Raw genomic sequence first — 12,623 nt, forward strand, 5'->3', positions numbered from 1 at the left:
TTTTTCGTGCTATAGAACCGGAATTCTAACCTTCCTGCGACAAAATCAGCACCGCGTAGGGGGCGATGGCAATGCTGCCGTGCCAGCCAAAACCATCGTATTTGCCTTCCTCGGCATCAATGCCGAAGCTTTCCATGTCGCTGAAATCGCCGTCGTAGCCCTGCCAGTCGCTGTTGAAACGCACCTGCCAGTGGCCGGGGCCGGGCAGGCCAATGGTGTAGGCCTCGTGCGCCTGGTTGGCGAAATTGGCCAGCACCACGGTGGTATCGCCGGGGCCACCCTCGCCGGCCTGGCGGCCGAAGGCTACCAGCTTGTCGGTGTCGTTGATATGGAAAACCCTGGTGTGCTGGCCGCACAGGCCGCGCGTGGTGCCGTGCAGGTTGCGGCGCAGGCCAATGAGGTCGCGGTAGAGGTGCACCAGGCCGCCGCGCTCCTCCACCCGCTCCCAGCGAATGGGTTCGGTGTCGGCAAACGAGCCGTCGGCGAGGAATTCCTGGCCCTGAAACAGCATGGGGATGCCGGGGGCCGTCATCACCAGAGCCGCGCCCAGGCTGGAGCGCTTTTTCGAGAACCAGTGGTCGGCCGCGCCGGGCATTATTTCCTCGGGCACGCGGCTTTTGCCGTTGGCTACTTCGTCGTGGCTTTCGGTGTAGATGACGCGGCGGAAAGCGTTGTCATTATAGAGTTGCGTGAGGGCCTGGGCCACGGCATTCATGTCGCGGTCGGCGTCGTTGGGCGTGGTGAGGGCCTCGCGGATGGGGTACACAAACGAGCCGTCCCATTGCGAGTCGAAGCCCTGGCCGCCTTCGGTGGTGGCTTCGGTGATGGCGGCGTTGCCGCGCAGGTCCTCGGCGATGGTGATTTTCCAGGGCATGGTCTGGTCGATTTCCTCGTTAATCCAGCGCATCAGGCTCCAGCCGTCGGGCAGGTCTTCTTCGGGGTTGTCCTCGCCGTTCACGTTGCGGATGAAGGAGATGGCGTCGGCGCGGAGGCCGTCGCAGCGGTACTCGTTCAGCCACATCAGGGCGTTGTCGCGGATGTACTGGCGCACCTCGGGGCGGCCGTAGTCGGGGCGGTTGTCGCCCCAGGGCGTTTTGGCGCGCCAGTCATTATAGAAGTAAATGCCGCCGCCGTCGTTCTCGCTCCAGCCATCAAACTGCCACAGGTCCAGGTCGCCGGGGCCGAAGTGGTTGTACACCACATCGAGCACTACGGCGATGCCGTGCTGGTGGGCCTGCTTCACCATTTCCTTGAAGGCCACCGGCCCGCCGTAGTCGCTTTCGAGCGCAAACGGACACGCCGGGTTGTAGCCCCACGAGCGGCTGCCCGGGAACTCGGTAGCCGGCAGCAGTTCGATGCAGTTGATGCCCAAATCGCGCAGATAGGGTAGCTTTTCGGCCACGCTCATAAACGTGCCCACGTTCTCGGCATCGGGGGCGTTGAAGGTGCCCACGTGCAGCTCGTAAATCACCAGCTCGTTCCAGGCGGGCATCTGGAAATTATCGTCGCCCCAGTCGAAGTTGGGGTCGTACACCACCGACGACCCGGCCGAGCTCGTGACCTGCCGGGCGTAGGGGTCGTTGCGGTCGATGGGGTTGCCCTTGTTGAGGAGGTGAAACTTATACTCGTCGCCGGGCTTGACCCCGGGCACGTCGGTGGCCCAGTAACCATTCTCTTCGGCTTGCAGCGGGGTTGCATCGCCCTGCCAGTCATTAAAAGTGCCGATAACGGACACCGAATCGGCATTGGGGGCCCACACCCGGAAGGTGGTGCCGGTGGCGTGGGGCACCGCGCCCATGCCGGGCTGTGTGGGGCTGAGGGCCGCTTTCGGGTGGGCAGCGGGGGCCGGTTTTGTAGTTGCTTTAGGGGCGCTTTTGGCGCGGGAAGCGGGTTCGGAAGCGGAAGCGTTAGGCATTAGTAAAAACGACTACCCGCCGCCCGGGCAGCCGAAAATGCGGCCGGTATTGGACGGTAGGTAAGGCGAGCATACGAAACTGCCGGGTTTTTGGCCGAAGATGCCCCGGTGCCGCGCACAGCCTGGGCCCCGACGTAAATTTGCCCCTCACCGGAGCAAATTGCGCCGTTTGCGTGTTTGTTACGCAATAATCAGCCCTTACTACCTTTTGAAGACTCGTCCCAAACCCGTTGTTTTTGGCCTCTATGGCTGGTCGCCCGACTACGGCTTCCGCTACATTCACCCCGCCAACCGCCGCGCTTTCGAGCTGCTGGAGCCCGTGGGCAAGCTCTTCGAGAAAATTGCCGAAGACGATGAAGGCGAGTGGATTACCATTCGCTACGACGAGCAGCAGTTCCTCGTGCGCCCCGAGCTGTTCAAGGAAATCTATCACAAGCCCAAATTCAGCTTCGGCGATTCGGTGGAGGAAACCACGCCCCAGCCCGGCCAGTACCGCCACTTCGGCCACATCTCCGACGTGTTCTGGAACGAAGCCACCGATACCGCCACCTACCAGATTGTGGAGCGCAAGCGCAAGCTGCCGACGGTGTTTGCGGCTGACGAATTGCGGGCGGATTAGGGTAGAGGGGTGTGGGGGTAGGAGGGTAGGAGGGTAGGAATGGTGCGGATTTTCCCCTCCTACCCCCACACCCTCCTACCCTCATATCCTAAAAAACTCAAACCCCCGCCGCAATCCCCACCACTACCGCCACCGCGCCCAGCGCGAACAGCGCGGCCCACAGCGGCGCGGCAAACTTTATCCACTGCTCGAAGCGTACGCCCGTGGCTGCCAGCATGGCCATGAGGGTGCCGTTGGTGGGCGTGATGAGCTCGCACAGGCCCGCCCCGTACTGAAACGCCAGTACCGTAACCTGCCGCGAGAGGCCCAGAATATCGGACAGCGGCACCAGCAGCGGCATGGTGAGCGTGGCCTGCCCGCTGCCGCTGGGCACAGGCACGTGCAGCAGGGTTTGCACGCCCATCATGCCCAGGGAGGCCAGCGCCACGGGCAGGTGGCCCAGCGGCTCGGCCAGGCCGTGCACAATGGTGTCCACGATGTGGCCTTGCTCCAGCACCACGAAAATGGCCCGGGCAAACCCAATCAGCAGGGCCGAAAAGGCAATGTCGCGGAAGCCCGCGATGAAGCCCTCGGCCGTGCCCGTGAGGCCGCGCCCGCCCACCAGCCCGGCCACAATGCCCAGCCCCAGGAACAGTGCCGCCATCTGCTCGAACTCCCAGTGCAGCTGCACTACCCCGTAGGCAAACACGCCAAACGCGGCCAGCATAAGCAGTAATACCAGGCCGGAGCGGCTGGTGGTGGCGGGGCCGGCGGCTGCCTCATTGGCATCGAGGCTAAGGTCGGGGGCCTGGCGGTGGCGCACGGCGTGGCGCGTGGTGGCCCACAGCCACAACCCCACCGCCACCAGCAAAAAGCCCATGCGGTAGGCCCCGCCTGAGAGCAGTGGCAGCTGCGCCAGCTTCTGGGCAATGCCCACCTGGAACGGATTTATCGGGCTGAAAGAAGCCCCCACGAAGGCCGCCCCCACGCTGGCCGCCACCGCTGTGAGAGTGGGATAGCCGAGCCGCCGCATCAGCACCAGCAGCACCGGCACCAGCGGAATTATCTCCTCGCCCATGTTTTCCAGCGCGCCCATAGTGGCGAAGAGCGTGCCCACCAGCGGAATCACGAGCACCTCGCGGCCGTGGGCGCGGCGCAGCAGCCAATCGATCCCGAAGCGCAGCGCGCCGGTCTGGTCCACCACCGTAAAGGCCCCGCCGGCCAGGAAAATCAGGAACACCACGGCGGCCGCGTCGGCCATGCCTTTGGGCACGTCCACCAGCACATCGAGCGGGCCTACCGGGGTGGCGGGCACGGCGTGGTAGGAGCCGGCCACTACCACCTGCCGCCCCGTTACGGCATCGAGGTGGCGCGTGAATTCGCCAGCCGGCAGCACGTAGCTGAGTGCGGCGGCCAGGATGATAAAACCCACGATGAGCACCAGCGGGTGCGGAAAACGGAATCCATTTAACATTTATCAATTAACATTTAACAGGTTCATTAGAGCATGCGGAACTTCGTGCACCCCCACTACTTTTAGGCAGTAGTTGATGGCAAGATAGGCCGGACGACCACGCAAGGCGACCAGCCGAGCGGTTAAATGTTAATTGATAAATGCTAAATGTCTTGACCATCACCGCCTTCAAAGCCCTGCACCAGCGCAGCCAGACCGAGCACCTGGCCCGGCACGGCACCCGCCTGGCCGAGCGCCAGGAAGACAGCTTCGAGCTCACGCTCTATGCCGTGGAGGGCTTTTATGCCGAAACCTGGCGCAGCCGGGGCGACGAGCATATTCTCTTCATCCACGTTTTCCAGAAGCCCGCCGGCCTGGGCGACTACCTGCGCCTGGTGCAACTGCCGCACGGCCTGTAAGGTCCTTGCGCCGCCCCGGCACTACCGCCGCTGCGCAAAAAAGCTGTATGCGGCAAACCCTACTGTTTTTGATACTGATGCTGCCGGTGAGTCTCAGCCGCCCCAGCTTCGCCCAAGCTACCCCCGCCGCCCCGCGCCCGCCCGAAGCCTTCGGTTACCGCCGCCTCGTGGTGATGTTCGGGCGCGACAGCGTGCAGGTGCTGCTGCTCTCGAAGCCTGGCGAGGAGAAGCTGAAGAAGCCGCTGTTGCTGTGGGAGCAGGGCTCGATACCCACGCCGCTAGTGCTCTACGATGCGCGCGGGCCCTACCCGGCGTTTCCGTTTCACCCCAAAAAGGTGCTGGAGAATTGCCATATGGCCGTCATCAGCAAGCCCGGCATCCCGCTTACGTTCGATGTGACGGGGCAAGACCCCAACCGCATTTTCCGGGAGCGCCAGCCGCCGGCTTACTACTGCGCCCGCAACTACCTCGACTATTACCTGCGGCGCGACGAAGCCGTGCTGCGCTACCTCAAAAAGCAGCCGTGGGTTGAGGCCGGGCGCGTGGTCATCGGCGGGCACTCGCAGGGCACTTCGGTGGTAGCGCACCTGGCCGCCGTGCCGGGCCTGGTAAGCCGGGCCGTGTATCTAAGCGGCAACCCATTGGGCCGCAATATGTCGATGCTGGCCGAAGCCCGGCAGGCAGCCGACACGGCCGGCGTGGGCTATATCTTCCGGCGCTGGCAGGAAGTAGTGGCTGACCCCACCCGCGCCGACTGTCAGGGCGACGACCCGCGCAACGCCTACGGTTTCGGGGCTTCGGAAATGCCCGAGCTGCTGCGCACGCGGGTGCCGGTGTTCGTAGGCTTCGGCACGCTGGATAAAGGCGTGGCCGGCGACGACTACCTGCGTCTGGAAACCATCCGGCAGCACCGCACCAACTTCACCTACCGCGAATACCCCGGGCGTGAGCACAACTTCTTCGGCGTGAAAAACGGCCAAACCGACTACGACGACTTCTACTGGGACCAGGTGGGGGAGGACTTTCTGCGCTGGGCCGGGCTGTGGCCTGGTTCGAAATAGCAGTGCCGTAATACCTGGATTTTGCCGACCTTGCCGGGCATGAACCGCCGCCTCCCGCTCGCCTTTGCCCTGCTCAAGTTCGTTTCCGGCTACTTCCTCATCAGCCCGCAGTACGACCTGCACCGCGATGAATACCTATACCTGACCCAGGGCCAACACCTGGCCTGGGGTTATCTGGAAGTGCCCCCGCTGATTGCGGCGCAGGGCTGGGTGAGCATGGCCCTGGGCGGCGGCTTTTTCTGGGTGAAATTCTGGCCGTTTCTGTGGGGTGCGGCCACGCTCTACCTCGTGATGCGGCTGGCGCAGCGGCTGGGTGGCGGCTGGTTTGCCACGGCGCTGGCGGGCACCTGCTACCTGGGCACGGCCTTCGCCCGGCTCAACCTGCTGTTTCAGCCCAACTCGTTTGAGGTAGTTGGCTTTGTGTTTTGCCTGTACTGGCTGGTGCGGTATGTGCAGGAGGAGCGGCTGCGCTTCCTCTACCTGCTGGGCCTGGGCCTTGGGCTGGGCTTGCTGAACAAGTACACCACGCTGTTTTTTATTGCCGCGCTGGGTGGGGCGCTGCTGCTCACGCCCTGGCGGCGGTTGCAATTGAACCGGCACTTCTGGGGGGCGGCGGGGCTGGCGGGGCTGCTGTGGCTGCCCAACGTGGCCTGGCAACTTTGGCACGGCATCCCATTTTTACACCACATGCAGCTGCTGCACGACAGCCAGCTGGTGCACGTGAAGGCGGCCGAATTCTGGAAAATGCAGCTGCTGATGTGCATCGGGGCGGTGTGGGTGTGGGTACCGGGCCTGCTGGCCCTGCTGCTGAGCCGCGCCCTGCGGCCCTACCGGGCGGTGGGGCTGGTGGTGGTGTTCGGCATCGGGCTGCAAGCGCTGCTGCACGGCAAAGACTACTACACGCTCGGGTACTACCCAGTGCTGTTTAGCTTTGGGGCGTGGTGGTGGGAGAGCCGATTTAAGCCGCTCCGGCAGCTAAATCAACCAGGTGCTTTGGCCTGGCGGCCGGTGGTGCAGGCGGGCCTGCTGGGCCTGCCGCTGCTTTTGCTGCTGCCGATATTGCCGTTCATTTACCCGTTGCGGCCGCCGGCGGCCATGGCTGCCCTGCGGTCGCGCTACGCCGCCCTGGGCCTCTACCGCTGGGAAGATGGCCAGGACCACGCCCTGCCCCAGGACTACGCCGACATGCGCGGCTGGCGCGAAATGGCCGACAAAACCTGGGCCGCCTACCAAAGCCTGCCCGCTGCGGTGCGCGCCCACACCCTCATCAAATGCGATAACTACGGGCAGGCCAGCGCCATCAACTACTACAACCGCCACCGGGCCATGCTGCTGGTCCACAGCTTCAATGGCAGCTTTCTGTATTGGTATCCGGTGCGGCCGGACTGGCAGGCCATTATCATGATAGACGATGAGCCCGACCCGGAGCTGATTACGCATTTTGCCGCCTGCCGCCCGGTTGCCCGCGTGCGGGACCCTTATGCTCGTGAACAGGGCACGGTCATCAGCGTTGGAATCAAGCCGGATAGCGAAATAATTAGCCGGGCTAATGGCGAGCACCGCGCCGCCTTGGCCGAGTGGGAAGGGCCGGCTCGATTGCCCTGATAGCCGCGAAATAACGCGGTCCGGCCGTGCCCGGCTACGCGAGAAATGGAAACCCGGCCAGGTTTTCCCACGGCCCGTTGCGGTAGGCCCACAGGTGCAGGCCGGTGCCCACGGCTTCAAAGGGCGTAAAATCGGCCTGCAAATCAGCCAGTAGCGCACGGGCCTCGGCCGGCGCTACTTTGTTTTGGATGGTAACGTGCGGCTGGAGCTTCTGCTGGTCCTGGGGCGTGAGGTGCGGGGCGAAGGCGGCTTGCAGCTGGCGGTGCAGGGCGCGCAGCTCGTCGTTTTCGAGGGTGAAGGCCACACCCCGGCCCAGCGAGCGCAGGCCCGTGACCGCCAGGGGCAGGGAGCGCTGGCCGGTGGCTATGGCCGTTAGCTGCGCCTGCACGGCGGCCAGCTCCGCGCCGGGCAGGTGATGAAACAGCGTGAGGTGCGCCGCGAGGTAGTTGATAGCCGGCGGGAAGTGCCGGCGGCGCAAGTCGTTGAAATAGTCCTGCGCGGCCGCATCGAGCGCGAGGGTGAGAATGAGCGGGGCGGGGGCGGAATCAGGCATAAACGGAGGGAAGAACGATGCCGGCTACTACGCAACCCCGCCCCCCGGGGCCGTAATTTGCCGCTCCACCCACCCACTTTCGCCATGCCGCACCCTGCCCCTTATACCCTCCTCGTTCAGCACGCCGCGCAGGTGCTCACGCTGGCCGGCGGCCTAACCAGCCGCCCCCTGGCCGGCCCCCACCTGCGCGACTGGACGATAATCGAGCGCGGCTACGTGGCCTGCGTTGACGACATAATCGTGGCCGTGGGCGCGATGGACGACCTCGACCTGGCCCGCCTCGGCCCCGAAACCCGCCTCGTAGATGCCACCGGCTGCGTGGTAATGCCCGGCCTGGTGGAGTGCCATACCCATCTGGTGTTCGGTGGCAACCGCGCCCACGAGTTCGAGCGCAAGCTGCGGGGCGAGTCCTACCTCGATATTCTGGCTGGCGGCGGCGGCATTCTGAGCACCGTGCGCGCCACCCGCGCCGCGCCGGAAGCGGAGCTGCTGGCCAATGCCCTGCACCACCTCGATGGCTTCCGCCGCTACGGCGTGACCACCGTGGAGGCCAAAAGCGGCTACGGCCTCGACCGCGATACCGAGCTGCGGCTGGTGCGCGTGGCCCGCGAGGCCGGCCGGCAGCAGCCGGTGCGGGTAGTGCCCACGTTTTTGGGCGCTCATGTGGTGCCGCCCGAGTTCCGGGAAGCCGGCCCGCAGGCTTACGTCGATTTCATATTGCGCGAAGTGCTGTCGGACCTGAAGGGGGAGGCGGCTTTTGTGGATATCTTTTGTGAGAAAGGAGCGTTTCCACTCGACGTATCGCGCTATTACCTGGAGCAGGCCCACCACATGGGCTTCGGCCTGAAAATCCACGCCGAGCAGCTGCACGACCTGGGCGGCTGCGAAATGGCCGCCGCGCTGGGCGCCACCAGCGTAGACCATTGCGACTACCTCACGCCCGCCGCCGCCACCCGCATTGCGCAGCAAACCCAGGGGCAAACCGTGGCCGTGTTGCTGCCGCTGGTGCCGCTGTTCCTGCGCCAGGAAAAATACGCGTCCGGCCGCGAGTTCATCGACAACGGCTTGCCCGTGGCCATCAGCACCGATTTCAACCCCGGCTCGTGCCCCAGCAAAAACCTCTGGCTGGCCCTGTCCATCGCCTGCCTGAAAATGGGGTTCACGCCCAAGGAAGCCGTGGCCGCTGCCACCCTCAACGCCGCATGGGCCATTGGCCTCGCCGCCGACTGCGGCAGCCTGGAACCCGGCAAGCGCGCCGACGTGCTGGTGCTGAACGTGGGCAGCGTGGCCGAAATCCCGTACTGGCTGGGCGAAAACCCGGTGCGCGAGGTGATAATTGGCGGGCAGTATCAGTGAAGCCCCTCGCCGAGATACTAGGGCAAGTTGAAAGCTACCCCCAACAGTGCCGCGCCGCCAAACAGATGGCGCTGGTAGTAAGGTGTATAGTTGGCTAGGGGCGACAGTAGATAGGTAGCCGTGGGCTGGGCCAGCAGCTCCCAGCGCCCCCCGCCGAGGCGGTAGCGGGCCTCGGCCCCTAGGCTGGCTCCAAGGCTCACCCGATGATAGATGCTGCCCTCGGTGCTGCTGCCGCCCACGTACACGGCGGCCTCGGCCCCGGCCAGCAGGCCCACGCGCCAGCGTCCCGAGAGCGTCCAGCCGTAGCCCACCCGCACCGGCACCGTCACAAACCGGTAAGTATCGCGCCGGTGAATGGTGGTGGTGGCAGGGTCTGGGGGAAGTATCATGTGGTTGGATACCGTGTAATGCACCTGTTGCAGGGCCAGGGTGCTGGCGTATTCGGCATAGCCCAGGCCTGCGCTCAGGCTCCAGTGCTCGCCCAAGGTGCGCCGCACGGTAATTTGGGCGGCGCTGCCCAGTGCGGGTCGTTCCAGCGTGGCCACCGGGTTTGGGCTGCCTGGACTATAAATGAGCGGTGGGGAAGTCGACGAGGCCGGAGCCGCCGCCGTATTCAGGCTTCGATAAGTAAGGGCCGGGCCGGCCACTACCTGCACCGCCCAGCGCGACGCGAACGGCCGCGGCAGCGGGCCGGGCACCACGGCTACCGACTGCGGGGCTGCGGCCCTGGGCCACGCAACCTGCTGCAGGGCTACGGGCCGGACGGGCAGCTGCGCCTGGGCTGTGCGTTGGCGGTTTTCTGCCAGTTGGGCAAGACTGGTCGAGGCCATCGTTGGTACCACCGGGATAGTAAGCTGACCCACTTCTGACGGTGTGGGGTACGCCGAAAACGGCTGCTCTGTGGCTGGTTGTCCTCCTGCTGCCAGCGCCGTTGCGAGCTGATGACGGTGACGGGCCAAGGGCTTTTTCGTTTCAAACAAGGCCTGAGATGACCGGGTGCTTACGACCGTTGACGCATTGCGACCCCGCCGGACCAGCCCGGCCCGACCCACCGCCGATGGGTCCGTCCCGGATGAGTGACCTGTGGCCGCCGCTCCGGGGTAAAGAGGCTGGCCCAGCTCCCGCGCTTGCCCGCGAGCGGCCAGCGTTAGCGGCTTATCCTCTTGGCCAATAGTTGCTGCGAGTGCTTTGGAGCCCGGCACTACCAAGCTCCGAGCCGCCCGCCCGGTAGCCCTGGCCGCAGGTACGTGAGCGGCTGAAGCGGCAGCAGCTGCCTTTATCGAACCGGAAGCCATCGAACCGGCAACTGCCGCGCCCGCCGAAACTGTCGTAGCGGCAGGTGCCGAGGTGGCCGACGCTGCCGTTGTTATAGAGCCCTGTTTCGCAACCGCGCCGGTTGGAGTTGCTGTTGCCGCCTTCGAATAACCAGCCGGCTCGTTAGCTGCATTCGCTGAGTCCGTTTGCGGGGTAGCTGAAGAATTTTGAGGCGCTAAAGGCCGGCTCACTGCGGTTGAATTGCTGGCCTGAGTAGGGCTTTGGGTACTGGCCGATTTGGTCTGGGAAGCGTTGGGTGATGAAATGCGGGCGGCAGGGCTTTGTATCCTCATGGCTGCAGTTGGCGGCTGTGCCTGCCGCCAATGCCAGACTGCGCCCACCGCTGCCAGGGTCAGCATAACCAAAAGCAGCCACGCTACCGGAGCCCGTCGCCGTCGTTTCCGCAGCTGCGGTGCGGCCACCGGCGGCGGCAGCTGCGCTCGAATGCCGGCCCACAGTGCTGCCGGCGGCTCCTGGCCGTAATCGGCCAGGCGGTCGCGCAGGGCATCGTACAAGTCGTCGGGGTTGCGGTCGGTCATGGCAATTGGGGGTGATGGTGGGCCGCCAGGCGGGTTTCGAGCAGCCGGCGGGCCCGCGCCAGCTGCGATTTGGAAGTGCCTTCGGCGATGCCCAGCAGCGCGCCGATTTCCTGGTGCGAGTAGCCCTCCACGGCGTAGAGGTTGAGCACCGTGCGGTAGCCGGGCGGCAAGGTGGCCAGTAAGGCCAGCAGGTCGGCGGTGGCCAGGTGGTCCAGGGCCGAGGGCTCGGCGGTGGGCAGGTCGCCGGCCAGCTCATCGAGGGCCTCGCCGGCGGGGCCAAGGTGGCGCAGGCGGTGCTGCGCCAGGGCATGCAGCGAGGTGGTGACGGCAATGCGCCGCGCCCAGGCCTCGAACGGCCCCTGCCCCCGGAACTGGTCGAGGCGGGTGAAGATTTTGACGAACGTGTTTTGCAGGGCATCTTCGGCTTCGGCCCGGCTGGGGCAGTAGCGCAGGCACACGCCCATCAGAGAGTATGAAAGTTGCTGGTAGAGCCGGTATTGCGCCGCCGATTCGCCCCGCCGGCACGCGGCCAGCAGTGCCTCATCAACCAGGGTAATGGATGGCGGCATGCATTGGAAAAGTAAGATGAAGGCAAACGGTACCGGCCCGCCTTATACCCCCCTGACCGGCCCGCGCCGGCTGGGGTTGCGTGGCCTGTAAAAGTTTTTTAAAATAAGCCGCCCGCCGCCAGAAAACTGCCCGGCAATTCATCAACGCGCCCCGCGCCGTATTCTTGCCAAAAGAAATCCGTGCCCTTCCAACCAATCCGCCCGAACCCGCCATGCGCTACTTCCACGTCGATGCCTTCGCCCAAACGCCCTTCACCGGCAACCCCGCCGGCGTGTGCCCGCTCGAAGCCCCGCTGCCCGCCGCCCTCATGCAGCAAATCGCGGCCGAAAACCACCTGGCCGAAACCGCTTTCTTCGTGCCCCGCCCCGATGCGCCGGGCGAGTACGACCTGCGCTGGTTCACGCCGGCCGTCGAAATCGACCTGTGCGGGCACGCCACGCTGGCCTCGGCGCACGTGCTGTTCGCGCACCTCGGCTTCGCGGGGCCGCAGGTTACCTTCCACAGCCAGAGCGGCCCGCTGCGCGTGACCCGCGCCGCCGACGGCCTGCTGACCCTCGATTTCCCCTCGCGCCCGCCGCAGGAATTGCCCGTGCACCCCACGGGCCTCACCGATGCCCTCGGAGCCACGCCGCTGCGGGTGCTGGCCGCCCGCGACCTGCTGGCCGTGTTTAATTCCGAAGCCGAAGTGCGTGCCCTCACCCCCAACTTCGCCCGCATCGCGGCCCTGGAGTACGTGGGCGTCATCGCCACCGCGCCCGGTGCCGATGGCATTGATTTCGTGTCGCGGTTTTTCGCGCCCCGCGTGGGCGTGCCCGAGGACCCCGTCACCGGCTCGGCCCACAGCATCCTCATTCCTTTCTGGGCCGAAAAGCTGGGCAAAACCGAGCTGCGCGCCCGCCAGATTTCGCCCCGCGGCGGCGATTTATGGTGCCGCCTGCGCGGGGATAGAGTGGATATCAGCGGCTACGCGGTGACGTATGCGGCGGGGGAGTTGCTGGTGAGCGTGGGTAGTTGAGTTCAGCCGTTTTCGGTGCCATTCCGTGGTGGATTTGCGCAAAAAGGAGGAGTAAAGTAATTGCTAAATTCGTTTAACTGAAGCTGGCTTAGATAATGGTGAACTGGTTTAAAAGCGAAGACTATTCAGAAGACTTGTTGTACTGAATTATCAATGAGTTAAGCAGAAGTTCCACAGTCCGGCGCATACCTCCAGTGCCGTATCAAACTGTTCCAGATTATGCAT

11 protein-coding genes are annotated in these 12,623 nt (G+C 64.9%); 6 read left to right on the plus strand and 5 right to left on the minus strand.

Annotated elements, in window-relative coordinates:
* Window positions 1-25 precede the first annotated feature (25 nt).
* Complete coding sequence (locus HBN54_RS21595; RefSeq protein ID WP_235955654.1) at window positions 26-1,915, minus strand: alpha-amylase family glycosyl hydrolase; 1,890 nt, start codon at window positions 1,913-1,915, stop codon at window positions 26-28.
* A gap of 208 nt (window positions 1,916-2,123) precedes the next feature.
* Between HBN54_RS21595 and HBN54_RS21600 the strand changes: the two genes are divergently transcribed.
* On the plus strand, window positions 2,124-2,534 hold the full coding sequence (locus HBN54_RS21600) for a DUF6960 family protein (protein ID WP_168675316.1): 411 nt from the start codon (window positions 2,124-2,126) through the stop codon (window positions 2,532-2,534).
* A 97-nt stretch (window positions 2,535-2,631) separates the two neighbouring features.
* Here the strand turns inward: HBN54_RS21600 and HBN54_RS21605 are convergent, their stop codons facing one another.
* Window positions 2,632-3,987 carry a YfcC family protein gene (locus HBN54_RS21605; protein WP_168675317.1) on the minus strand — a complete coding sequence of 452 codons (1,356 nt, stop codon included), beginning with the start codon at window positions 3,985-3,987 and terminating at the stop codon, window positions 2,632-2,634.
* Window positions 3,988-4,127: 140 nt separating this feature from the next.
* Here HBN54_RS21605 and HBN54_RS21610 point away from each other — a divergent pair, with 140 nt between their 5' ends.
* The 3 genes from HBN54_RS21610 to HBN54_RS21620 are packed head-to-tail and all read left to right on the plus strand — an operon-like array spanning window position 4,128 to window position 7,051.
* Entirely contained in the window at window positions 4,128-4,385 is a 258-nt protein-coding gene (locus HBN54_RS21610) for a hypothetical protein (protein WP_168675318.1), read from the plus strand.
* 47 nt (window positions 4,386-4,432) lie between these two features.
* Window positions 4,433-5,446 (plus strand): alpha/beta hydrolase family protein, encoded by a 1,014-nt coding sequence (locus HBN54_RS21615; protein WP_168675319.1) that lies wholly within the window; start codon window positions 4,433-4,435, stop codon window positions 5,444-5,446.
* A 39-nt stretch (window positions 5,447-5,485) separates the two neighbouring features.
* On the plus strand, window positions 5,486-7,051 hold the full coding sequence (locus HBN54_RS21620; RefSeq protein WP_168675320.1) for a glycosyltransferase family 39 protein: 1,566 nt from the start codon (window positions 5,486-5,488) through the stop codon (window positions 7,049-7,051).
* Window positions 7,052-7,085: 34 nt separating this feature from the next.
* On the opposite strand, the gene HBN54_RS21625 is transcribed toward HBN54_RS21620, so the two are convergent.
* Window positions 7,086-7,604 carry a 2'-5' RNA ligase family protein gene (locus tag HBN54_RS21625; protein ID WP_168675321.1) on the minus strand — a complete coding sequence of 173 codons (519 nt, stop codon included), beginning with the start codon at window positions 7,602-7,604 and terminating at the stop codon, window positions 7,086-7,088.
* An 84-nt stretch (window positions 7,605-7,688) separates the two neighbouring features.
* Between HBN54_RS21625 and hutI the strand changes: the two genes are divergently transcribed.
* On the plus strand, window positions 7,689-8,960 hold the full coding sequence (gene hutI, locus HBN54_RS21630; protein ID WP_168675322.1) for an imidazolonepropionase: 1,272 nt from the start codon (window positions 7,689-7,691) through the stop codon (window positions 8,958-8,960).
* Between the two features lie 17 nt (window positions 8,961-8,977).
* Here the strand turns inward: hutI and HBN54_RS21635 are convergent, their stop codons facing one another.
* Together HBN54_RS21635 and HBN54_RS21640 are read right to left on the minus strand one after the other, a co-directional pair.
* Entirely contained in the window at window positions 8,978-9,790 is an 813-nt protein-coding gene (locus HBN54_RS21635) for a porin family protein (RefSeq protein ID WP_210428144.1), read from the minus strand.
* 1,019 nt (window positions 9,791-10,809) lie between these two features.
* Window positions 10,810-11,382 (minus strand): RNA polymerase sigma factor, encoded by a 573-nt coding sequence (locus HBN54_RS21640; protein WP_168675324.1) that lies wholly within the window; start codon window positions 11,380-11,382, stop codon window positions 10,810-10,812.
* A gap of 212 nt (window positions 11,383-11,594) precedes the next feature.
* Between HBN54_RS21640 and HBN54_RS21645 the strand changes: the two genes are divergently transcribed.
* On the plus strand, window positions 11,595-12,398 hold the full coding sequence (locus tag HBN54_RS21645) for a PhzF family phenazine biosynthesis protein (protein WP_168675325.1): 804 nt from the start codon (window positions 11,595-11,597) through the stop codon (window positions 12,396-12,398).
* Window positions 12,399-12,623: the final 225 nt, after the last annotated feature.

Origin of the sequence: Hymenobacter artigasi (assembly GCF_012275535.1) — a bacterium.
In the GTDB taxonomy this organism is placed as follows: Bacteria; Bacteroidota; Bacteroidia; order Cytophagales; family Hymenobacteraceae; genus Hymenobacter; species Hymenobacter artigasi.

Coding starts and splice junctions, on each gene's coding strand:
- HBN54_RS21645 (WP_168675325.1), top strand. CDS start 11,595: ATGCGCTACTTCCACGTCGATGCCTTCGCCCAAACGCCCTTCACCGGC.
- HBN54_RS21620 (WP_168675320.1), top strand. CDS start 5,486: ATGAACCGCCGCCTCCCGCTCGCCTTTGCCCTGCTCAAGTTCGTTTCC.
- HBN54_RS21615 (WP_168675319.1), top strand. CDS start 4,433: ATGCGGCAAACCCTACTGTTTTTGATACTGATGCTGCCGGTGAGTCTC.
- HBN54_RS21635 (WP_210428144.1), bottom strand. CDS start 9,790: ATGGCCTCGACCAGTCTTGCCCAACTGGCAGAAAACCGCCAACGCACA.
- HBN54_RS21610 (WP_168675318.1), top strand. CDS start 4,128: ATGCTAAATGTCTTGACCATCACCGCCTTCAAAGCCCTGCACCAGCGC.
- HBN54_RS21605 (WP_168675317.1), bottom strand. CDS start 3,987: ATGTTAAATGGATTCCGTTTTCCGCACCCGCTGGTGCTCATCGTGGGT.
- HBN54_RS21640 (WP_168675324.1), bottom strand. CDS start 11,382: ATGCCGCCATCCATTACCCTGGTTGATGAGGCACTGCTGGCCGCGTGC.
- HBN54_RS21625 (WP_168675321.1), bottom strand. CDS start 7,604: ATGCCTGATTCCGCCCCCGCCCCGCTCATTCTCACCCTCGCGCTCGAT.
- HBN54_RS21595 (WP_235955654.1), bottom strand. CDS start 1,915: ATGCCTAACGCTTCCGCTTCCGAACCCGCTTCCCGCGCCAAAAGCGCC.
- hutI (WP_168675322.1), top strand. CDS start 7,689: ATGCCGCACCCTGCCCCTTATACCCTCCTCGTTCAGCACGCCGCGCAG.